Consider the following 20,987-nt stretch of genomic DNA (forward strand, 5'->3'; position numbering starts at 1 on the left):
AAAGATGTTACCCCTTAAAAACTTTAAACACTTCATTCAGCAACACATGCTCTTCGCTGAGCATGAAAAAATTCTGCTTGCTGTGAGCGGGGGTAAGGATTCTGTATTGATGGCGCATTTGTTTAAACATTGCGGATATCAGTTTGGTATTGCACATTGTAATTTTGGTCTGAGGGCCGACGAATCCCAGCGCGACGAAAGTTTCGTTCACCTGCTTGCAGCAACCCTCGGAGTTCCGTTCCATGTAACGCATTTTAAGACCAAAGATTATGCAGCACAACAAAGGGTATCTACTCAAATGGCTGCGCGTACGTTGCGCTATGAATGGTTTGAAGAGATCAGACGCGAAAATGGTTATAGTGTAATTGCGCTGGCACAGCATCAGGACGATGCGATGGAAACGGTACTGCTCAATCTGACCAGGGGAACAGGCATTGCCGGACTACATGGCATCCTGCCAAAACGCGATCAACTTGTCCGGCCTTTGCTGTTTCTTTCCCGACAGGATATCGATCGGCTGATCAATTCAGAAAACATAGATTTTGTGGAGGATAGCAGCAACCTAACTACCAATTATGCCAGGAACAAGATCAGGATCAAGGTAATTCCCCAGCTCAAAGAAATCAATCCCAATCTGGAACAGACATTTGAGCAGAACATTCAGAGGTTTGCCGATACGGAGATGGTCATCCAGCAAGTCGTAGCAGGTTTGCGTGCTGAGCTACTCATCAAACACCATCAGGAGATTCATATTTCTATAGATAAGGTCAGATCTTTAAAACCGCAAAGGTTGTTGCTTTTTGAATTGCTGAGGCCGTATGGGTTTTCAGAATCCGTTACGCTGGAAATCCTTCAATCACTTGACAGGCAGAGCGGGACTTCCTTTTATAGCCCTACGCATCGCATCACTCTGGATCGTGAGGTGCTGACCCTGAGCGAACCAGATACAACAACACCACAAAATGTTTTCATCCACGGAAATGAAGAGCTTGTAGAAGTTGGCCAGCAAAAAATACTGATGTCTTATTCCGGTACTCCATATTTCGAAAAGGATAAGATGAAGGCATTTATAGATAGCGACCTGCTGATCTATCCGTTGGTGGTCAGGATCAGGCAGGAGGGAGATAAGTTTGTGCCTATCGGAATGAAAACAATGAAGAAACTGAGCAACTTTTTTATCGATGAAAAGGTGCCGCTTATTGAAAAAGATCAGGTTCCGATACTCATCAATGGCAATGGCGATATCATCTGGATAGCGGGTTTAAGGCAGGACAACCGTTATAAAGTTACCGGACAGACTAAAAAAGTGGCCATCTTCGAATTACGCTGATCACCATCGGGTCATCCCAGCTTCATAACCGATAAAAAGAAATAGGTACTATTGAAAAAACGAGTAACTTTATTGGAAATTTACACAAATGGGAAACCGCTACGCTTTTTTTGAAAAACAATACATTGGCCGGGATTATATCCGCATATGTATCAGGCTGGTAATGGCAGCATTCTGTTTTGCCGCTTATGTCTACGAGCGCGACCGTGACAATACACAGGACTTATTTCTTGTTGTAGGTTTTGGCATCATTGCGGTTTCCATTGCTTTGCTCTTTTTAATCCAGTATAAAACAATCATCGATAACAAACGTATTGTCATAGATGGTCTATGGTCGGCCAAACGTGTAGAGATCGATCTGAATACTATCAAAAATGTAAGAAAAGATACCTACAGCAATTATTTTTTCAATAACCCTGTATATAATTTGCACCGAAAAGGAAGCATTCGTTTTTACTCTTCAGGAAAGGATGTTGTGGTGCTTACAGATATGGATGGCTTTGAATATTACATCGGTACACAAAGGCCCAATGAGATGTATCTGGTGATACAGGCCGAAATGAAGAGTTAGCCAAATAATTGCAATAGTTTAACACAAAGCTCGGTTTAAGTGTAGTAATTTGTATTCGAATTTAAAAGCAATTATTCTCGATGAAAATAGGTATTGTTTGTTACCCAACCTTTGGTGGAAGTGGTGTTGTAGCTACTGAACTAGGTAAAGCATTAGCTGATGAGGGGCATCAGGTACACTTCATCACATACAGCCAACCTGCACGTCTTGATTTTTTCTCCGCCAATTTGTTCTACCATGAAGTGTCAGTAAGGGACTATCCCTTGTTTGATTATGCTCCATACGAATCCGCTTTGGCGAGCAAATTAGTAGACGTGGTCCGTTTTGAACAGTTGGACATTCTGCATGTGCATTATGCAATTCCTCATGCTTCTGCCGCATTTATGGCTAAGCAGATTCTGGAAACTTACGGAATCAATATTCCTTTTGTAACCACACTGCATGGTACAGATATTACTTTGGTGGGTAAAGATCCAACCTACAAACCGGTGGTTACTTTCTCTATCAATAAATCAGATGGGGTAACAACGGTGTCTCAAAGTCTGAAGGATGATACTGAAAATCACTTCGAGATTACCAATGAAATAAAGGTAATTCCCAATTTTATAGATTTTACCAGGTTCAGTTTAAAACCAAAAGATCATTTTAAAAAGGCAATCGCCCCAAACAATGAGCGCATACTTATCCATACTTCCAACTTCAGAAAAGTAAAACGTACTGCTGATGTGATCAGAATGTTTCAAAAGATCCAGGAGGTAATACCTTCAAAGCTGCTGATGGTAGGAGATGGGCCTGAAAGGGCTTACGACGAGCAGCTCTGCAGAAGTCTTGGGATTTGTGAGCACGTAAGGTTTTTAGGTAAGCAGGATGCGGTAGAGGAAATTCTTTCTGTGTCAGATCTTTTCCTGATGCCTTCAGAATCTGAGAGCTTCGGATTGGCGGCGCTAGAGGCTATGGCCTGTAAAGTTCCGGCGATTACTTCCAATGCTGGTGGTTTGCCTGAACTGAACATCGATGGTTTTTGCGGCTATATGAGTAATGTTGGTGATGTAGACGATATGGCAGCCAAGGCAATATCTATCCTGAAAGATGATGTCGTATTACAGCAGTTTAAGGAAAATGCTTTGACAAGGGCTAAAGATTTTGACCTGAAAAAGATTCTGCCGGAATATGTTAGTTATTATAATCAGGTCATTGAGGCGCAGCTGAAATTGAATCATTCTTAGCGCGTTCGTAGTAACCAGAATACACTGATCGTTCGTCATAAAATCGCTCGTCGTCGTCCTTTAGGCGTTCGTCATCTCGAACGCAGAGAGAGATCTCTTAAATCTGTACCACCAAGAGATCTCTTACGATGTTCGAGATGACGTGTATTACCTGATATGATGTTATTGTTAAAGCCTTACTTAACCTGCGCAAATGCCAGACATACCGGAGATCCTACATTGATCCGTTTTCCGGTATCTTTCAACGCTCCACTAGAAGCATCGCGTTCAAAAATCACAATATTGTTATCGTACTGATGGCCTACCAGTAAATATTTTCCTGTAGGGTCAATGATGAAATTCCTTGGGCCTTTGCCTCCTGTACTTACCATGCCTCTTCTGCTCAGCAATCCACCTTTTTCTATTGCAAATATGGTGATCTTGTTTTCGCTCCCCCTGTTGCTGGCATATAAAAACTTGCCGTCAGGCGAAATATGAATGTCTGCAGCACCGTTCTCCCCATTAAATCCATCAGCAGTAATCTTAGTTTCCTGCATCTGCTCTAAAGAGCCGTCATTGTAGCTGAAGACAGTGATTGAGGCAAACATTTCATTGATCAGGTAAGCATACCTGCCATCATTGCTAAAAACGATGTGCCTGGGGCCTGAACCAGCCTCAACAGCAACACTGTCCTGAGGTGTCAGCACATCAGCAGCTGCACTTGCATTGTATTTGTAGAGGTAAACTTTATCTGTACCCAGATCATTTACCACTACAAATTTATGATCAGGCGTAAACTGAACCATGTGTACATGCGGACTGTTTTGCCTGTCTTTGTTTATACTCTTTCCGCTATGTTGTATTGTCTGCTTTAAGGCAGATAAAGATCCGTCCGGCTTTATGCCAAATACAGAGATATTACCTCCGGAATAGTTAGCAGAAATCACATGCTTGCCATCCGAAATGATATAACAAGGATCCTCGCCGCTTGGCTGCTTGTTCAGGAACTTTAGATCTCCTTTTATACCACCAAAAGCAAATGCGCTTACGCTGCTTGCTTTGCCGCTTTCATTTACACTGTAAACAAATTTATTATCTGCGCTAACAGCGAGGTAGCTAGGATTTTCTACACCCTTAGCTAGTCCTTTTTGCTTGAAATCTCCTGTAGCAGTATTGAAATTATAAACATAGATACCTTCACTTCCACCCGGTTTCGTATAAGTCCCAACAACTAAGTTCAAGTCCGTTTTCTGGGCACAGCTTTGCATAGCCAACAATATTAAGGGTAAAAGAAAGGTTCTTTTCATGTTTAATTATTTAATAAGATGCTTGATCTGAATTAATTCATGTTCTTCAAGGAAACGCCATCTTCCACGTGGAAGGTCCTTCTTAGTCAGGTTTCCGTATACTACACGGTCAAGTTTTACCACGTCATATCCAAGGTGTTCAAATATCCTGCGAACAATCCTGTTTTTACCACTGTGTATCTGGATGCCGACTTCGCGTTTAGAACCTCCTGTTACGTAAGATACAGAATCCGGTTTAATGATGCCGTCTTCCAGCTCCAGTCCAAACTGAATTTTGTTCAGGTCGCCCTGGCTCAAACTTCTGCTCAGTTCTACATGGTATATTTTAGTGATGCCATTTTTAGGGTGTGAAAGCTTATCAGCTAGGTCGCCATCGTTGGTCATTAACAATAGACCCGTAGTATTCCTGTCTAACCTTCCAACCGGATAAATACGTTCCCTGCTTGCTTTTTCTACGAGCTGCATTACCGTTCTGCGTTCTTGAGGATCGTCAGTTGTAGTGATGTAATCTTTTGGTTTGTTCAACAAAACGTAAACTCTTTTCTCACGTTTCAACAATTCACCATTGTAGCGGATCTCATCTTTCGAAGGATCAACTTTTTGTCCCAGTTCAGAAACTACCTCGCCATTTACAGAAACTACTCCTGCAGCGATCAGTTCATCCGCTTTACGGCGTGAACAAATTCCTGAATTGGCAATGTAACGGTTCAGGCGGATCAGTCCGTCATCTTTCGCTACCGCATTTTTTCTGCTGCGCAGGTTAGGGCCATTGTCAATGCGCTCGCCTCTGTCCTGAAAATCTGGTCTTGAATCTCCGTCTCTTTTTCTGAATGGCCTGCTGTCCGTACTTCTGGATACACCGCCTTTTTTATCTTCGAATTTCCTAAAAGGTTGATCACCTTTAGTATTGAAATTGTCTTTCTTTATGTAACTGCGTTTTTCTCCTGGAGGGGTTTCTCTTGAGCTTCCTTCTTTATACGCCCTTGGTTTGAAATCTCTGCTGTCCCCATCTCTGGATGTTCTTGGTTTAAAATCGCCACCTGCCCTTGGCTTGAAATCACTACCAGATCTTGGCTTAAAGTCGCCGCCTGCTCTTGGTTTAAAATCACCGTCCGCTCTTGGAGTTCTCGGTTTATAATCGCCTGATCCGGTACTTCTTGGTTTGTAGTCTCCGTCGTTACTTCTTGGACCCCTCGACTTAAAATCTTTATTGTCGTTGTCGCCTCTTGGTTTAAAATCTCTCGAATCTCCCTCTCTTTTTCCTCTTGGCTTGAATTCTTTACTATCTCCATCTCTCGGTGCCCTCGGTTTAAAATCCTTTGGACCACCAAATTTTTTATCTTTTCCTTCTTTATCGTCAAACTTGCTTTTGCCCTTATATGAACTATCTGTTCCACTTGGTCTTCTGCCAGTTGTGCTTCGGTTTCCCGGTTTGGACTTGTCATCCCGACTGTTCCTGTTATTGTCTTTTGTCATGATACGCTATTAACCGCAAAATTATGCGGGCAGCAAAGTTAGTTAAAATTGAGGAGTTTAACAATTTTTGCTGCGCGCTCCGAGAGGTCCCCGGATTCTACAAGCGATGACCGTAAAGCGATAACACGAACATTGTAAAAGAACAGATTCTAAAGGATTTTTAGCAGTATTGGAATCTTGCTTTAAGACTATTTAAACCTTGATTTTGGAAGGTTTATTTGTAATAGCTTGATAATTAGGTTAATATGTTGTATGTTTGCAACCGTTTTATATTGTTAACCAAAAAAAGGAGGAAAATGATAAAGAAACACATAATAACATGTACGGTAATAATTGCATTACTGGTTATGGCAAAAGTGTTTGCTTACAACATGCCCCAAGCAGCAAAAAGTCTTTCAAAAGAAGAAAAATTAACAACTACAGATACAACAAAAACTACAAAAAAAGCTAAGCCAGTATCTCTAATGGCAAAGCTGAATTTCGCAGAAGAGACCTTACCACTGGGCGATGCCAAAGTGGAGCGTAAGATGAAAAAGATACTCGCTGCATTTAATTACAGTAAAATACAGACCAATCGCCTGCATACAAAAGCAGCAGAATGGTTTCCTGTGATAGAACCAATCCTTGCCGCTTACGGAATTCCAGAGGATTTTAAATATGTTCCATTAGTAGAATCAGGTTTGCAGAGTGGAACTTCGTCCAAAGGAGCTTCTGGTTTCTGGCAATTTATGCCCGGAACAGCGCGCACTTACGGATTAAAAGTAAACTCAAGAGTTGATGAGCGTAAAAACTTACGGAAGTCGACCATTGCAGCAGCTAAATACATCAAAGAGCTTTATAGCATTTTTGATAGCTGGACATTGGTTGCAGCTGCCTACAATGTTGGTGATAACCACATGAAAAGACAGATCAACAGACAAAATCAGGACAATTACTTCAAAATGAAACTGAACAGTGAAACTGCCGGTTACGTTTATAAATTGATTTCCATGAAAGAGATCGTGGAAGATCCTATTCGTTATGGCTACAGGGCTCCCAGAGCACTATTGGCCTATAACGCTGAAAAAGCTGCTAACGCGGCTGAATAATTAAGAGAAAAGACTGCACACACAAATGGGGAAAGCCGTTTTGATTTATCAGAACGGCTTTTTGATTTCTAGGAATTTTGCTAATTTACCGGCCATGGCATTAATGAAACTGCGGATAGAAGACATGAAATACAATGCGGGTGAAACACTCGTGCTAACCTTTGAAGTATTGAACGGCGAAAAACCAATATACCTTGCCGGACAATTTCTTACCCTGGTATTTAATATCAATGGCAGAGAACTTCGTAGGTCTTATTCACTCTGTAGTTCGCCAGATGTGGACGAACCTTTAGCTATTGCGATAAAAAGAGTGGAGAATGGTGAAATATCCAGGCTCCTGCATCATAAGACTGCAGTTGGAGATGTGCTGTATGCAATGGTACCCAACGGGCAGTTTGTGTACCAACCAGAAGAACAAGTCAAAAGAACTGTTTTTCTATTTGGAGCAGGAGTGGGGATCACACCTCTTTTTTCTATTATAAAAACTGCTTTGCTCAAGGAACAGCATTCAAAGCTTGTACTCATTTACAGCAGTCGCACAGTGGATGAAACTCTTTTTTACAATGAATTGAATGACTTGCAGGAACAATATCCCGAAAGATTCAAAATCATCTACGTATCCAGTCAGTCAAAAAACCTGCTGATGGCGAGGTTAAATGTATTCCTGATTGAGAAAATTGTGAAAGAAGACATGAGTTTTGATGGTTCGGATGCATTATTTTATACTTGCGGACCAATAGATTACATGGTGACCTGCCGAATTAAACTACTGGAAATGGGTTTTGATATCTCTCAGGTTAAAAAAGAAACCTTTGTGCTTCCGGAAGACGAAGTGGACGAGGACGACATGACCGAAAAGGAAGTGAAAGACACCAATACTTATTCCGTTGTGCTGAACTACAGAGGAAAAGAACATCATATTAACGTGCCTTACAACAGAACTATCCTGGATGTGGCGCTGGCAAATAAAATAGACCTGCCTTATAGTTGTCATGCCGGAATCTGCAGCACCTGTACCGCTACCTGTACGAAAGGGAGCGTGCGCATGGATTATAATGAAGTGTTAATGGATGATGAAATTGCTGCAGGGCGGGTATTGGTGTGTACTGGTCATCCAACAGAAAACGATACGACGATAGTTTGGTAATTAATACTAATAATTGGATTATCTTTGTAAAATGTAAGCGCCTCGTCATCCTGACCTCGAAGAAGCTGCGAAGCAAATTTATTTCAGGATCCCGCATAAGCAAGGTTCTCCTTTCTCTTGCGGGATACCGGCCTTCGCCGGCATGACGAACGCTTTAGACAAGGTGATAAGTAAAATAACTATCAACTTTTAATAAGCTTTACTGTTTTTAAATATATGAGCAAAAACACCGTTGATCTCGGCGAGCAAAAAGATGTAGAAGTATATGGAGCCCGGGTACATAACCTTAAAAATATAGATGTTTCCTTTCCCAGAAATAAACTGGTAGTCATTACCGGTTTAAGTGGTAGCGGCAAGTCTTCTCTTGCCTTTGATACCATTTATGCCGAGGGACAGCGCCGTTATATGGAAACATTCAGTGCTTATTCCCGGCAGTTTATGGGCGGGATGGAAAGACCTGATGTAGACAAAGTATCAGGATTGAGTCCGGTGATTGCCATTGAGCAGAAAACCACCAGTAAGAATCCGCGCTCTACTGTTGGGACCATTACGGAGATCTATGATTTCATGCGTTTGCTTTACGCACGCGCTGCGGATGCTTTCTCCTACAATACAGGAGAAAAGATGGAACGGATGAGTGAAGATCAGGTCCTAAACAACATCTTCAATAAATACAATGATATCGCTGTCAATATTCTTGCACCGGTAGTAAAAGGTCGTAAAGGACATTACCGGGAGCTGTTTGAGCAGATTCGCAAGCAAGGTTACGTGAAAGTCCGCATTGATGGTGACATCCAGGATATTACGCCTAAGATGCAGGTAGACCGGTATAAGATCCATGATATTGAGATCGTGGTGGACAGGCTGATCATCGACAGAAAAGATACAAAGCGCTTGCAGGACTCATTGCAAACCGCGATGCGACTGGGAAAAGGCATCATCAAGATCAGTGATAAAGAAAACAATGTATCGCATTTCAGCCGTTTCCTGATGTGTCCTACAACGGGTATTTCGTATGATGAACCACAGCCAAACAGTTTTTCTTTCAACTCGCCATATGGCGCCTGTGAAAACTGCGACGGGCTGGGTTATATTTTTGTGGTCGACAAGGAATCTGTAATGCCCAATCCTAAATTGAGCATCATCAATGGTGGATTGGCTCCTCTTGGAGAATACCGCGAGATCTGGATGTTCCAGGTATTAAAAGCACTGGCTAAAAAATATAACTTCTCACTTTCGACTCCTTTGGAGAAACTGAGTGAAGAAACCATCAATATCCTGTTAAATGGTACTCATGAGTTACTGAGCGTTGCCGTGGAGTATAACAAATGGAACGTACAGAATTACCAGATCACTTTTGACGGGATCATCAAGCTGTTGGAAGAACAACAGGAGCGTAAGGGCGAAGGTGCTGTGGATGACATGGAAAACTTCCGCAAGCTAAAAACCTGTCCTGTTTGTAACGGTGCAAGGTTGAAGAAAGAAAGCCTGAATTTTAAGATTGATGGAAAGAACATCTTTGAACTGGCAGAAATGGACATCAACAGCCTTAAGAACTGGTATATTGATGTAGAAAGCAGGATGAGCGAAAGGCAAAATACCATAGCGAAGGAAATTCTTAAAGAGATCAGAGCAAGACTCGGCTTCCTGAGTGATGTAGGTCTGAATTATCTTTCCCTGGACCGTACGGCACGTACATTATCCGGGGGTGAGGCACAGCGGATCAGGCTGGCCACTCAAATAGGTTCGCAGTTGATGAACGTCATGTATATCCTGGATGAACCTAGTATAGGTTTGCATCAGCGGGATAATGAACGCCTGATCAATGCATTGAAAAACCTGCGCGACCTTGGAAATACAGTGCTGGTAGTGGAGCATGATAAAGACATGATCCTGGAAGCAGATCATGTAATCGATGTTGGTCCTGCAGCTGGAGTGCATGGCGGACAAATCGTTGCTGAAGGTACTCCCGCACAAATTTTAAAATCAAATACCTTAACTGCTGCTTACCTGAATGGTAAGAAGGGAATTGAAATTCCTAAAAACCGCAGAAAAGGAAACGGCCATAAACTTTCCATCATTAAAGCCAGCGGACATAACCTTAAAGATGTGTCTGTTGATTTTCCTTTGGGTAAGTTCATCGCAGTAACAGGAGTATCAGGCAGTGGTAAGTCGAGCTTAATTACCGAAACATTATACCCTGTACTAAACCATCATTTCTTCAGGGCAAAAAAACACCCCTTACCTCACGAAAAGATCAATGGATTAAAAGAAATCGATAAGGTGATTGAAATAGATCAGGCACCGATCGGACGTACACCTAGGTCTAATCCATCTACTTATACCGGAGTATTTTCTGACATCCGGAATTTATACGTGCAATTACCCGAAGCCAAGATCAGGGGCTATAAGCCAGGTCGCTTCTCTTTTAACGTGAAGGGCGGGCGCTGTGAAACTTGTCAGGGTGGAGGTATGAAGGTCATTGAAATGAACTTTTTGCCCGATGTGCAGGTGCCATGCGAAGAATGCGGAGGTAAACGGTATAACCGTGAGACACTGGAAGTTCGTTATAAAGGGAAATCTATCAGTGATGTGCTGGACATGAGTATTGAAGATGCCTGCAATTTCTTTGAGAATATGCCTGCCATTTACCGCAAGATCAAGACGCTTAAAGACGTAGGCTTAGGTTACATCACACTTGGCCAGTCGTCTACCACGTTGTCTGGTGGAGAGGCACAGCGTGTTAAACTAGCTACAGAGCTTTCTAAAAAGGATACAGGAAGAACATTTTATATACTGGACGAGCCGACAACAGGTTTACATTTTGAGGACATCAGTGTACTGCTGGGTGTGTTGAATGAACTGGTAGACAAGGGAAATACAGTATTGGTGATAGAGCATAACCTGGATGTAGTGAAGGTAGCGGACTGGGTGATTGACCTGGGAGAAGAAGGCGGAGCTGGCGGTGGCCGGATCATTTTTGAAGGCACACCAGAAGGACTGATCCAGAATCCCATCAGCCTTACCGGAAAATTCCTGAAAAAAGAAATGGGTGTATAGCATCTAAAACATAAATTATGGCGGTCTTTTTAAGTGCTTTTCTACCTGATACAGATGCTGAAAGTAAAGTGCAGCTCGTGGCGACAGGACTTGGCAAACAACCTTCGAAGGAAGAGAATGCGACACGCTACCGTTTAATAACGGAGGGAGACGTTAAGCATATCATTAAACCGAGAAAAGAGTTTTCCCACAAGGGTACTTATGGTCATGCTTTAATTATAGCCGGGACTAAACAAACCATGGGCGCAGCGCTGTTGGCTGCTAAAGGAGCATTATATGGAGGCGCAGGGTTGACTACCGTATCTATCCCTGAAAGCGGACTTTTTGCTTTGAATGCATCTCTACCAGAGGTGATGTATGCCAAGCGAAAATCCCTGCTTAAAGAGGCAGCTCTGGATAAATATACCGCTATTGCCGTTGGGCCTGGAATAGGGAAGAGTGCTAAAGCAGAGCAGATTATAGAGCAATTGTTTAGCCTGAAGCGCGAGTTTGTAGCTGATGCAGATGCGTTAAATATATTGGCCAGCCGGCCAGATCTATTGAACAAGATCGAAAAGCATGCTATTCTTACGCCACATGTAAAGGAATTTGACAGATTATTTGGTGCTCATGAAAATTGGTGGACCAGGTTGCAAACAGCAATCACTAAGGCCATAGAATTGGGTATTGTGATCGTATTGAAAAACCAATATACTTTTATTGTTAGTCAAAGAGGAGAGGTTTTTATCAATCCGACAGGTAATCCTGCTATGGCGCAAGGCGGTATGGGCGATGTACTGACAGGCCTGATTACAGCATATGTGGCGCAGGGGTATAGTTCTACAGAGGCGGCGATATTAGGCTGTTATATACATGGAATGGCTGGAGACGAGTTGGCGAAGGATAGTTTTAACATTACAGCTTCTCAGCTCGCGGAACAAATTCCTAGATCACGTTACCAGCTACAATCATCTGATTCATAGTAGGGCTTGGACTTCCGCCACGTTTTTCAAGTGTGACCGCAAATGTCTGTGCAGAAGAAATCTCCTTCATGTTTACCAGAATCGAAGAGGTATCAGGTTTCACATCAAATACACCCAAATCAACAGGTTTGCCATTCACTAAGGCCCACAATTGATATTGATGGTCTTTGTCATTTACAGGGAGATCCATTTTAGAATTGTCCATCATCACATGTCTGCCACTTACGTGCCAGTAAACAGTCATCTTCGCCTCAGGATCCATAGGAGTGCCGGCTAGTTTTACTGTTTTCCAGTCCGGGTCATTGCCCATATCTATGATCTTTTGAAGATCTGAGTTGTTTTGTTTCATGAAGTTTACAGTACTTGTAAACTGTTGTTTGTCTGCACTTAAACTGGCAATCTGATTTCTGGCATCACCAAGCTCATTGTGGGCAGAGAAAAGTGCGATTACTGAAACAATTAAAAGCGCGATACAAGCAGCCAGGGCAACGCGTAAAGTCCTGATTTTTGATTCATGACCAGCATTCAGAGGCACAATATGAGCTTCGGTCCTTACTTGTTGTTTCTGAACCGGAACTTCTGCTTCCTGATTCACAGGTATATTTAGGATCGATTGCTGATTGTCAATTTTCTCAAATATTTTGAGATCCAGGCCTTTCGAAGGTTCAATGGCCTGCGCTAGCGCATATTGTTCCATCGCAATTTCAATGGCCTCAATCTCCTGTTTTACCTCAGGATATTTGGCTGCCATCGCTTCAACCTCACGTTGCTCCTGGTCATTTAGCTGACCGAGAACGTAAAGTTCAAGTATGCCGGATTCAATATATGCTTTTGCTTCTTCCACTTTAATTAAAATGCTTTCTTAATTCCATAATCGCCATTCTGATACGTGTTTTTACAGTACCCAATGGCAAATTTAACTCTTCCGCCGCTTCTACGTGTGTATATCCCTTGAAATACACCATGTCTAATACATTATTATATTCTGGTTTTAAGGCAGTAACCATATCCTTTAATCCCAAAAGATCCGCATTAAAGGTAATCTCTTTTTGCGTATCAATGAAATCTACGTTATTTTCAATGTCTTGGTTTTTACTGGAGTTTTTAAAATCTTTCGAACGCAGTTTATCTATTGATAAATTGCGTGCAATATTCATCATCCAGGTAAAGAGGCGACCCTTGCTGCTGTCATAACTGTCTGCAGAATTCCATATTTTGATGAAAGTTTCCTGTAAAAGATCTTCTGCTACTTCAGTCTGCTGAATTATTCTAGAGATTACACCTAACAGCGCTCCCGAGTACATGTCGTACAGAGCTTGTATCGCTATAGTATCCTGAGATTTCAGTTTACTTACTAGCTCTTCTTCCGAGAGTGATATTTTTTTAGTTGGTGCCAATGATTTGCTAATATACAGAAACAACAACAAGAAAAAAGAGAGAATTGTTTTTATTGTTTAACTCAATTATTTTGAGGGTCCTGCTAAACCATTCGTCATCTCGAACGTAGAGAGAGATCTTAGTCAAACACAGTTCAAGAGATCCCTCATATCCTCGGGATGACGGCGTACAATAACCAGGTTATTCCAATATTAAAAATCGAAAAGGTGTTTTTCAGCATGATAAGACGACCTTACAAGTGGTCCGCTCTCTACATACTTCAATCCTTTAGCCATTCCTGCTTCTTTATATTTTGCAAATTGATCAGGATGGATCCAATCTATAACAGGGTGGTGGTTACGGGTAGGCTGCAGATACTGGCCTAAGGTTAAGATGTGAACGCCATTTGCAACCAGTTCATCCATTGCTTCTAAAACATCTTCTTCTGTTTCGCCTAAACCAAGCATAATACCTGTTTTAGTTCTCAATCCAAATTCAGAAATGCGTTTTAGTGCCTCAAGACTTCTGTCGTATTTGGCCTGTATGCGCACTTGTCTGGTCAGGCGTTTTACCGTTTCCATATTATGCGACACTACCTCAGGTCTTTCCTCCAATACGCGATAAAGGTTGTCCCACTGACCTTTAAAGTCAGGGATCAGGGTCTCCAGTGTAGTTTGCGGACTTTCCCTGCGGATCGCCTGTAAAGTTTCAGCCCAGATGATAGAGCCTCCGTCTTTAAGGTCATCACGGTCAACGGATGTGATCACACAATGTTTCACCTGCATCAGTTTTACTGAGTTGGCTACACGATTCGGTTCATCGGTATCTACCGCAAGTGGCCTTCCCGTTGCTACAGCACAGAAAGAACAAGAACGCGTGCAGATATTTCCCAGGATCATAAAAGTAGCCGTACCAGCTCCCCAGCACTCGCCCATATTAGGGCAATTGCCGCTTTCGCAGATGGTATGGAGCTTATGCGTATCTACCAGGCTGCGTACCTGTGCATATTCTTTACCTACAGGAAGCTTAACTCTAAGCCAATCTGGTTTACGTTGTACTGGGTTCTCTGAAACAACCGGAAGTGCGATCATGATGCAAAGTTAAGCAATAGGATTCAATTGTAATAAAACCATGATGAGTTTACAATCATAGTAAGATCATAAAAGCAAGCTGTTGATGTTTAAAATGTTTAATTTTACAGGATAATTTTTACATATGGCTACTTCAAAAATAACTTACAACGGAGGTTTGAGAACAACTTCGGTACATGAACGTTCAGGAAATGAAATCATAACAGATGCCCCTATAGATAACAAAGGCAAGGGCGAGGCTTTTTCTCCGACTGATTTGCTGGCAACATCTTTGGGCAACTGTATGCTGACCATTATTGGCATCGCAGCAAATGAGCATGGTTTTAATATTGATGGTACTACCTGCGAGATCACCAAGATCATGGCCGAAAACCCAAGAAGAGTGTCAGAAATTGTAGTTAATTTTCAATTCCCGGCAAATGACTATTCAGAAAAAGATAAAAAAATCATAGAAAGATCAGCAAATACTTGTCCCGTAGCTTATAGCATTCATCCGGATATCAAGAAAACAGTTTCCTTTAATTATTAGGAAGATTATTAAGGTCCTTAAAGCTGACATCCATTTGGTAATGCTTGTTTTGTTCTATGTATGTATGGATAAACCACATGATGTCGTCCAGGTTTTTTGACATTGGTGTACCCGCTATTTCGTGTCCGCTTCCTTTGGCACTCTGGAAATAATAAGGATAATTTTTCTTTTTAAACAGCTCCGCCAGGTAGGCGGAGCCAAACATCCCGCGGTTGAAGAGTTTAACTTTATTGTAAACTACGATTTTGTCTGCAGTGCCATGGAACATCATGGTTGGTGCCGGCGGGATTTGATAAGCGGGCTTGCCAATATAACTTAGTATTGCACCTGCAAATGCAATTACTCCTTTATACTGAAATTGAGCGGGAAGGACATGAGCGGAAGCCATGCTATTTCTTTTTTCCCAGTCGGCCTGTAAAGTCGCAACCGCACCTGCACTGGAACCTGAAATGATGATCATTGAGGTGTCAATATCCAGTTTTTCTGCATTGGCAATCAGGTAAGCAGTAGCATCATACAAATCTGCTACAGCCATAGCAATTGCCTTTTTTAATACCTGGGTATTAAATACAGTAGGCCATTTCTGACCTTTTAGTCCTAATCTGTAATCGATAGATACGACCTTAAAGTTGTTTTGTGCAAGCTTTTGGAAGTAGGCGCTGTATAACTTGTTGTCCCGTTCCCCCTGAATGAAGCCTCCGCCAAACATGAAGATTACGCAAGGCTGTTTTGTGCCCGGTTTGGCATTGGTAAATAAATCCAGTTTCAGTTCAAGGGAATCTTTAGTGCCATAAACCATGGTAGATTTATGGATATCGGCAGGTGTTACCTGTGCTGTTACGTCCAGTAGCAGGAAGCTACAGCAGATAATCAGAAGAGCAGAAATTCTAATATTCATATCCTAAGATAACCAATTTCCATTCGGATATTAAAAAGAAGGTTCTTTTAATTCTTGGAAAGAATTAATTGTAATGGAGGTTTAACCCGCTATCACCTCTGCGACTTCTTCGGCTGAGATATCGCTATGTGAAGCATCAAGTACGCAATCTCCGTCTTTGATTAAAAGAATCTGAGGGGATTCATGGTGAACCTCAAATGTCTCAGCGATTTGTGCTGAAATGTCGCGGTAGCTGATTAAATCCAAAAAGTAAAGCGAAGTATCTGCGGGTATTGCCTCCCAGTCCATTTCGAAGCGGCGCTTGGCCATTGCACTTACTGAACAGCGTGTGCTGTGCTTAAATATTAAACTATAACCTTGTTTGTCTTTGATTTCACTGATCTGATTTAAATCAGTTATGTTTTTCCACTGCATCTGATATCGTTCTTAAAAGGTTATGATGGTTTATCTTCTTCTTCTGCCTTCAGGATAAGAACTGTAAGCAGGGCATAAACGGCTGGAGCAAGCCTCTAAAACTGTTATGGCAAGAAATACACCAAGCAATAATATCGCTACTTTCTTCATCGGTCTGGATTGTTATAAATTCTTTACTAATCTACAATTTTTGGATTAAGTATCAAATACTGAATCAGGTTAATTAGATCGTAGTGGCAAGTTCAGCCATTTTAAGCGCCGTAATAGCAGCTTCGTCACCTTTGTTGCCATGTTTGCCTCCGGCTCTGTCGATAGCCTGTTGCTGGTCATTTGTGGTCAATACACCGAAGATTACAGGTTTACTATGTTTGATACTCACCTGGGTAATTCCGTTGGCTACAGCGTCGCAGATGAAGTCGAAATGTCTGGTTTCTCCCTGGATAACACAACCAAGGCAAATCACAGCATCGAGATCCTTGTGTTTTTGCAAAAGCATATCTGCCGCGGATGTAAGCTCAAATGTACCGGGTACTGCAATGGATGTGATGTTTTCTTCAGCGACACAGTTATCAGTTAGTGTTTTTAACGCCCCATTGTATAGTGCTCCCGTAATTTCTGCATTCCACTCTGCTACAGCGATTGCTATTTTGTAAGGACTGCCGTTCGGTATTGTGGTATGAGAAAAGTCTGAAAGGTTTTTTAATTGTGTTGCCATGGTGCAAAATTAGGAAAAAAAAAGGCCAGCTGATTAGCTGGCCTCTTAAAAATATTATTATAAGCTTACTTTACTTGTACTGACGCACGTGCGATATATTCATCGATCATAGCAGCTTCCTGGCTTTCAGGATACTGTGTTTTTATTTTTGTATAAGCCTCTTCCGCGTTTTTGTACTCTTTCTGTTGCTCGTATACCAATCCAAGTTTTTTAAGGAACATTGGAGATGTAAATTTGTTGCTGGCTTTATCAGCTGCTTTTTTATAGTAAGTAATTGCTTGTTTGTAGTCTTTTAGTTCGCTGTAAGCATCCCCCAAAAGGCCTAATGCTAATGGATCTGCGACAGGACTACCAGTGTCAGAATACTTTCCTAAAGACTCAACTGCTTTTTGATATTCACCTTTACGTAAATAAATACCACCTAAATAAAGGTTGGCCAGGTTTGCAGATTTTGTATTTTCATACTCTTTTGCAATCTGATCTAAACCAGGATATCCGCCCTGACCATTTATTGCTTTGTTGGCCAGTGAATCTACACCTAGAAATCCTTCTGCTTTATACATTTTAGCTGAAGCTTCTTCTGCTCTGTTTTTTAAATATACGTTCTGGTACCAAAGGTAAACTCCTATTAATACTACAATTGCTCCCGCAATGAACAAAAGGCTCTTTGAGTTTTCCTGTAAAAAAGGACCCTTTTTCACTTGTGGATTTATTTCTTTTTCTGTTGTGGACATTTTATTTAAAAAAATTAAGGATTGCAAAAATACATTTTTACATCAAAGTATCAACTGCTTTGCGCTATTAATTTAAACTTTAGGCTTTTGAGTCAGGAATGAGGGGGCCGAATGGCTTTCTATATGGCATCTCCCTTAACAGATGTTATGATATAACAAAGGGAAACGGTAACTTTGAAAGGACAATATGTGGTTGAAAAATATTACCCTTCTTAACTTTAAAAACTATGCGGATGCCAGTGTTAGTTTTTCTAAGACGGTAAATGCTTTTGTAGGTAATAACGGCGCTGGTAAAACTAATTTACTGGATGCCATTCATTATTTATGTTTATGTAAAGGGTATTTTAGCCCAATCGACAGTCAGCAAATTAAAACTGCTGAAGACCTTTTCTTGATTCAGGGAGATTTTGACAGGAAGGAAAAGAACGAAAAAATTACCTGTGGGGTAAAGCGCAATCAGAAAAAGCAGTTTAAGCGAAATAAAAAGGAATACGATAAGCTTGCGGATCATATCGGCTTATTCCCTTTGGTAATGATTTCTCCATATGATACGAACATCATCACGGATGGGAGTGAGGAACGCAGAAGATTTATGGACAATGTGATCTCGCAAACTGACGGACATTACCTGGATGAACTGATCTTGTATAACCGTCATCTCCTGAACCGAAATGCGTTGTTAAAACAGATTGCGGTAACAAGAAGCTACGATCCTACTTTATTGGAGATCTATAATGAGCAGTTGGTCGCATCAGGATTAAAAATATTTGCCAAGCGCCAGCAATTTATGCTTGATTTTATACCGCTATTTGATAATTATTACCAGTTTTTAACGGATGATAGCGAACGTGTAAGCCTCCAGTACCAAAGCCAGCTTGCGGAAACGAACTTTGAGGAACTCCTAGCAAAATCTATAGAGAAGGATAAGGTATTGGAAAGGACTACGACGGGAATTCATAAGGATGAACTGGTCTTTGCCATTACTGATATGCCTTTAAAGAAGTTTGGTTCACAGGGCCAGCAGAAATCTTTTTTAATTGCGTTAAAACTCGCACAATATGCTTATCTTCAGAAACATAAAGGATTTAAGCCTTTGCTGTTGCTCGACGATATTTTTGATAAACTGGATGATAACCGGATGCGTAAGCTAATGGAGATGGTTTCTCACCAGGACTTTGGACAGATTTTTATAACCGATACGGGAAGAGAAAGGGTGCTGGCATTATTCAATAAGATCAATGTGCCGGTGACTTTGTTTGAAGTAAATAATGGATCAGTAAATCATGCGTAAACCTAATGACATTACCTTAAAAGAAGGAATCGGAAAACTGCTCAATACCTACAGACTAAAAGGTAAGTTTGATGAAACCTCTGTAATTGCTTATTGGCCTGAGCTGATGGGAAAGGCTGTAGCCAACCGAACCACGCAGATTTATATCTCTCAGAAGAAACTATTTGTCAGGCTGGAATCGTCTGTAGTCAAAAATGACCTGATGATGGTAAGAACCGGCATCATTCAAAAAATTAATGAACGTGCCGGCGCTGAAGTGATTATTGATATCGTGTTTCTGTAGACAATGTCTTAGAAAACTTTACTGATTAGCCAGATGATTAGTGCAAGTACTAATACAACGACAATAACGCCGGTCCACATACCAGCCTTAAAAATGCCCTGAACCAATTCACAGCTGGATAGCGTGGTAGTTAGAAAGGCAAGAATAGCGAGCGGGAAATATCTTTTAAATGTCATAAGCTTTGTGTTTTATTCTTTAACAAAAAACTATGAAAATGGTTTTTGATTTTACCCGCAATGCTATTTGATTATTGTTTCGGTGACGTAACCTTAAGCAATTCTATTTCAAATATCAGCGTGCTGTATGGAGGTATATCCTGTCCTGCACCACGTTCGCCATAAGCAAGGTCATATGGTATAAAGAATTTATACTTTGAACCAGTCTGCATCAATTGAACTCCTTCTGTCCATCCTTTGATTACCCCGCTTAATGGCAATGCCAGGGGCTCATTTCTTGAATATGAGCTGTCAAATTCTTTTCCATTCAACAACGTACCTTTATAATGTACAAGTACAGTATCTGTAGCGGCAGGTTTAACACCTGTACCTCTTGTCAGGACCTGGTATTGAAGTCCGCTCGGGGTAACTTGTACGCCTGTTTGTTTTTTGTTGTTTTCCAGGAAGGTTTTACCTTCAGCAAGAACAGGGGCATATTTTTTTTGACTGATTGATTTGAATAGATTATTGCTGGCCTGACGGGATTGTTCTTCTGTCAATAATGTCTTTCTGCCATTTAATGCGTCCTGAAAACCTTTAATTAACAATTCATAGTTTAAGGTAGTCAACCCCTCACCTTTCATACTAGTTCCCATTCCTATTCCAAAGGAATAACTGGCAGAATCTAGTGTGGATTTAAATGTTGTTGCAGTAGTCTTAGCGCCTGTAGTTGCTTTTTTTACAGTGGTGGTTTTTTTTGCAGGAACAGCTTTCTTGGTTTGGGCAGTAGCTGTAAATACTGATAATGGTAGTAAAAGTGTAATGATGATCTTCTTCATTTGTGAATAAATTTGTGATGAAAGGTACAAACTAAATAACATAAAAAAAGAGGATGTCAGACAGCCTCTTTTTCATGATTTTTTGGTGTCAGCTTAGAAACGCTCGTCTGCTGTAAAGAAGAAATCTCCTTCGATTGCAGCATTCTCATCTGAATCAGAACCGTGAACTGCATTTGCGTCGATTGATTTAGCATATTTGTTACGGATTGTACCTTCTGCAGCTTCAGCAGGGTTAGTAGCTCCGATCAATGTTCTGAAATCTTCGATCGCATTGTCTTTCTCTAGTATCGCAGCTACAATAGGGCCTGAAGACATAAAGTCAACAAGGTCTTTGTAGAATGGACGTGCCGCATGTACTTCATAAAACTTACCCGCTGTTTCAGGAGTTAGTTTAGTATATTTTAATGCAATGATTTTAAAACCTGCTGCAGTAATGTCATTAATAATTGCACCAATGTGGCCATTTGCAACCGCATCAGGCTTAATCATGGTAAAAGTTCTGTTTGTAGCCATTT

At 41.2% G+C, this 20,987-nt stretch carries 22 protein-coding genes; 10 read left to right on the top strand and 12 right to left on the bottom strand.

What is annotated here, in order from left to right; translation table 11 throughout:
- Positions 1–4 precede the first annotated feature (4 nt).
- The 3 genes from tilS to bshA all read left to right on the top strand — a co-directional run bounded on the left by tilS (position 5) and on the right by bshA (position 3,127).
- A complete protein-coding gene (tilS, locus tag R2Q78_RS15460) occupies positions 5–1,330 on the top strand; it encodes a tRNA lysidine(34) synthetase TilS (RefSeq protein WP_316793453.1) in 1,326 nt (441 codons plus the stop codon).
- 88 nt (positions 1,331–1,418) lie between these two features.
- Positions 1,419–1,901: a hypothetical protein gene (locus R2Q78_RS15465; RefSeq protein WP_316793454.1), complete on the top strand. Its 483-nt coding sequence runs from the start codon at positions 1,419–1,421 to the stop codon at positions 1,899–1,901.
- 80 nt (positions 1,902–1,981) lie between these two features.
- A complete protein-coding gene (bshA, locus tag R2Q78_RS15470) occupies positions 1,982–3,127 on the top strand; it encodes an N-acetyl-alpha-D-glucosaminyl L-malate synthase BshA (RefSeq protein WP_316793455.1) in 1,146 nt (381 codons plus the stop codon).
- Positions 3,128–3,303: 176 nt separating this feature from the next.
- Here the strand turns inward: bshA and R2Q78_RS15475 are convergent, their stop codons facing one another.
- Together R2Q78_RS15475 and R2Q78_RS15480 are read right to left on the bottom strand one after the other, a co-directional pair.
- Complete coding sequence (locus R2Q78_RS15475) at positions 3,304–4,413, bottom strand: lactonase family protein (protein ID WP_316793456.1); 1,110 nt, start codon at positions 4,411–4,413, stop codon at positions 3,304–3,306.
- A gap of 6 nt (positions 4,414–4,419) precedes the next feature.
- Positions 4,420–5,889, bottom strand: coding sequence for a pseudouridine synthase (locus R2Q78_RS15480; protein ID WP_316793457.1), 1,470 nt, complete (start codon positions 5,887–5,889; stop codon positions 4,420–4,422).
- A 296-nt stretch (positions 5,890–6,185) separates the two neighbouring features.
- Between R2Q78_RS15480 and R2Q78_RS15485 the strand changes: the two genes are divergently transcribed.
- From R2Q78_RS15485 to R2Q78_RS15500, 4 genes are all read left to right on the top strand, one after another.
- A complete protein-coding gene (locus tag R2Q78_RS15485; RefSeq protein ID WP_316793458.1) occupies positions 6,186–6,977 on the top strand; it encodes a lytic transglycosylase domain-containing protein in 792 nt (263 codons plus the stop codon).
- Between the two features lie 94 nt (positions 6,978–7,071).
- A complete protein-coding gene (locus tag R2Q78_RS15490; RefSeq protein ID WP_316793459.1) occupies positions 7,072–8,124 on the top strand; it encodes a ferredoxin--NADP reductase in 1,053 nt (350 codons plus the stop codon).
- 216 nt (positions 8,125–8,340) lie between these two features.
- Positions 8,341–11,184: an excinuclease ABC subunit UvrA gene (gene uvrA, locus R2Q78_RS15495; protein WP_316793460.1), complete on the top strand. Its 2,844-nt coding sequence runs from the start codon at positions 8,341–8,343 to the stop codon at positions 11,182–11,184.
- Positions 11,185–11,201: 17 nt separating this feature from the next.
- Entirely contained in the window at positions 11,202–12,146 is a 945-nt protein-coding gene (locus tag R2Q78_RS15500) for an NAD(P)H-hydrate dehydratase (RefSeq protein ID WP_316793461.1), read from the top strand.
- Here the strand turns inward: R2Q78_RS15500 and R2Q78_RS15505 are convergent.
- The 3 genes from R2Q78_RS15505 to lipA form a co-directional block, all read right to left on the bottom strand.
- On the bottom strand, positions 12,109–12,990 hold the full coding sequence (locus R2Q78_RS15505; protein ID WP_316793462.1) for an anti-sigma factor: 882 nt from the start codon (positions 12,988–12,990) through the stop codon (positions 12,109–12,111). The two genes, R2Q78_RS15500 and R2Q78_RS15505, sit on opposite strands and share 38 nt — an antisense overlap.
- Position 12,991: 1 nt before the next feature.
- Positions 12,992–13,543 carry an RNA polymerase sigma factor gene (locus R2Q78_RS15510; RefSeq protein ID WP_316793463.1) on the bottom strand — a complete coding sequence of 184 codons (552 nt, stop codon included), beginning with the start codon at positions 13,541–13,543 and terminating at the stop codon, positions 12,992–12,994.
- 192 nt (positions 13,544–13,735) lie between these two features.
- Positions 13,736–14,614 (bottom strand): lipoyl synthase, encoded by an 879-nt coding sequence (gene lipA, locus R2Q78_RS15515; RefSeq protein WP_316793464.1) that lies wholly within the window; start codon positions 14,612–14,614, stop codon positions 13,736–13,738.
- 124 nt (positions 14,615–14,738) lie between these two features.
- On the opposite strand from lipA, the gene R2Q78_RS15520 reads away from it, so the two are divergent.
- Positions 14,739–15,143 carry an OsmC family protein gene (locus R2Q78_RS15520; protein WP_316793465.1) on the top strand — a complete coding sequence of 135 codons (405 nt, stop codon included), beginning with the start codon at positions 14,739–14,741 and terminating at the stop codon, positions 15,141–15,143.
- On the opposite strand, the gene R2Q78_RS15525 is transcribed toward R2Q78_RS15520, so the two are convergent.
- The 4 genes from R2Q78_RS15525 to R2Q78_RS15540 form a co-directional block, all read right to left on the bottom strand.
- Complete coding sequence (locus R2Q78_RS15525) at positions 15,133–16,041, bottom strand: alpha/beta hydrolase (protein WP_316793466.1); 909 nt, start codon at positions 16,039–16,041, stop codon at positions 15,133–15,135. The two genes, R2Q78_RS15520 and R2Q78_RS15525, sit on opposite strands and share 11 nt — an antisense overlap.
- Before the next feature lie 81 nt (positions 16,042–16,122).
- The gene (gene ytxJ, locus R2Q78_RS15530; RefSeq protein ID WP_316793467.1) at positions 16,123–16,455 is read right to left on the bottom strand and encodes a bacillithiol system redox-active protein YtxJ; all 333 of its coding nucleotides are present in this window, start codon (positions 16,453–16,455) and stop codon (positions 16,123–16,125) included.
- A 223-nt stretch (positions 16,456–16,678) separates the two neighbouring features.
- Positions 16,679–17,170, bottom strand: coding sequence for a 6,7-dimethyl-8-ribityllumazine synthase (gene ribH / locus R2Q78_RS15535; protein WP_316793468.1), 492 nt, complete (start codon positions 17,168–17,170; stop codon positions 16,679–16,681).
- A 65-nt stretch (positions 17,171–17,235) separates the two neighbouring features.
- Entirely contained in the window at positions 17,236–17,904 is a 669-nt protein-coding gene (locus tag R2Q78_RS15540) for a tetratricopeptide repeat protein (protein ID WP_316793469.1), read from the bottom strand.
- A 187-nt stretch (positions 17,905–18,091) separates the two neighbouring features.
- Between R2Q78_RS15540 and recF the strand changes: the two genes are divergently transcribed.
- Both recF and R2Q78_RS15550 read left to right on the top strand, forming a co-directional pair.
- Positions 18,092–19,195, top strand: coding sequence for a DNA replication/repair protein RecF (gene recF, locus R2Q78_RS15545; protein ID WP_316793470.1), 1,104 nt, complete (start codon positions 18,092–18,094; stop codon positions 19,193–19,195).
- The gene (locus R2Q78_RS15550; protein WP_316793471.1) at positions 19,188–19,478 is read left to right on the top strand and encodes a DUF721 domain-containing protein; all 291 of its coding nucleotides are present in this window, start codon (positions 19,188–19,190) and stop codon (positions 19,476–19,478) included. Before recF ends, R2Q78_RS15550 begins: the two co-directional genes overlap by 8 nt.
- An 8-nt stretch (positions 19,479–19,486) precedes the next feature.
- Here R2Q78_RS15550 and R2Q78_RS15555 read toward each other — a convergent pair whose 3' ends face one another.
- The 3 genes from R2Q78_RS15555 to R2Q78_RS15565 form a co-directional block, all read right to left on the bottom strand.
- On the bottom strand, positions 19,487–19,654 hold the full coding sequence (locus R2Q78_RS15555) for a hypothetical protein (RefSeq protein ID WP_316793472.1): 168 nt from the start codon (positions 19,652–19,654) through the stop codon (positions 19,487–19,489).
- A 71-nt stretch (positions 19,655–19,725) separates the two neighbouring features.
- Entirely contained in the window at positions 19,726–20,472 is a 747-nt protein-coding gene (locus R2Q78_RS15560; RefSeq protein ID WP_316793473.1) for an FKBP-type peptidyl-prolyl cis-trans isomerase, read from the bottom strand.
- Between the two features lie 93 nt (positions 20,473–20,565).
- Complete coding sequence (locus tag R2Q78_RS15565; RefSeq protein WP_316793474.1) at positions 20,566–20,985, bottom strand: nucleoside-diphosphate kinase; 420 nt, start codon at positions 20,983–20,985, stop codon at positions 20,566–20,568.
- Between the last annotated feature and the right edge of the window lie 2 nt (positions 20,986–20,987).

Source organism: Pedobacter frigoris (genome assembly GCF_032678645.1).
Classification (GTDB): domain Bacteria; phylum Bacteroidota; class Bacteroidia; order Sphingobacteriales; family Sphingobacteriaceae; genus Pedobacter; species Pedobacter frigoris_A.

Bases quoted from the DNA above. Each gene is read 5' to 3' on its own strand.
- R2Q78_RS15500 (WP_316793461.1), top strand. From the start codon at position 11,202: ATGGCGGTCTTTTTAAGTGCTTTTCTACCTGATACAGATGCTGAAAGT.
- lipA (WP_316793464.1), bottom strand. From the start codon at position 14,614: ATGATCGCACTTCCGGTTGTTTCAGAGAACCCAGTACAACGTAAACCA.
- R2Q78_RS15525 (WP_316793466.1), bottom strand. From the start codon at position 16,041: ATGAATATTAGAATTTCTGCTCTTCTGATTATCTGCTGTAGCTTCCTG.
- R2Q78_RS15480 (WP_316793457.1), bottom strand. From the start codon at position 5,889: ATGACAAAAGACAATAACAGGAACAGTCGGGATGACAAGTCCAAACCG.
- tilS (WP_316793453.1), top strand. From the start codon at position 5: ATGTTACCCCTTAAAAACTTTAAACACTTCATTCAGCAACACATGCTC.
- R2Q78_RS15520 (WP_316793465.1), top strand. From the start codon at position 14,739: ATGGCTACTTCAAAAATAACTTACAACGGAGGTTTGAGAACAACTTCG.
- R2Q78_RS15465 (WP_316793454.1), top strand. From the start codon at position 1,419: ATGGGAAACCGCTACGCTTTTTTTGAAAAACAATACATTGGCCGGGAT.
- recF (WP_316793470.1), top strand. From the start codon at position 18,092: ATGTGGTTGAAAAATATTACCCTTCTTAACTTTAAAAACTATGCGGAT.
- R2Q78_RS15560 (WP_316793473.1), bottom strand. From the start codon at position 20,472: ATGAAGAAGATCATCATTACACTTTTACTACCATTATCAGTATTTACA.
- R2Q78_RS15555 (WP_316793472.1), bottom strand. From the start codon at position 19,654: ATGACATTTAAAAGATATTTCCCGCTCGCTATTCTTGCCTTTCTAACT.
- ribH (WP_316793468.1), bottom strand. From the start codon at position 17,170: ATGGCAACACAATTAAAAAACCTTTCAGACTTTTCTCATACCACAATA.
- ytxJ (WP_316793467.1), bottom strand. From the start codon at position 16,455: ATGCAGTGGAAAAACATAACTGATTTAAATCAGATCAGTGAAATCAAA.
- R2Q78_RS15485 (WP_316793458.1), top strand. From the start codon at position 6,186: ATGATAAAGAAACACATAATAACATGTACGGTAATAATTGCATTACTG.
- R2Q78_RS15540 (WP_316793469.1), bottom strand. From the start codon at position 17,904: ATGTCCACAACAGAAAAAGAAATAAATCCACAAGTGAAAAAGGGTCCT.
- R2Q78_RS15475 (WP_316793456.1), bottom strand. From the start codon at position 4,413: ATGAAAAGAACCTTTCTTTTACCCTTAATATTGTTGGCTATGCAAAGC.
- R2Q78_RS15565 (WP_316793474.1), bottom strand. From the start codon at position 20,985: ATGGCTACAAACAGAACTTTTACCATGATTAAGCCTGATGCGGTTGCA.
- uvrA (WP_316793460.1), top strand. From the start codon at position 8,341: ATGAGCAAAAACACCGTTGATCTCGGCGAGCAAAAAGATGTAGAAGTA.
- R2Q78_RS15490 (WP_316793459.1), top strand. From the start codon at position 7,072: ATGGCATTAATGAAACTGCGGATAGAAGACATGAAATACAATGCGGGT.
- bshA (WP_316793455.1), top strand. From the start codon at position 1,982: ATGAAAATAGGTATTGTTTGTTACCCAACCTTTGGTGGAAGTGGTGTT.
- R2Q78_RS15550 (WP_316793471.1), top strand. From the start codon at position 19,188: ATGCGTAAACCTAATGACATTACCTTAAAAGAAGGAATCGGAAAACTG.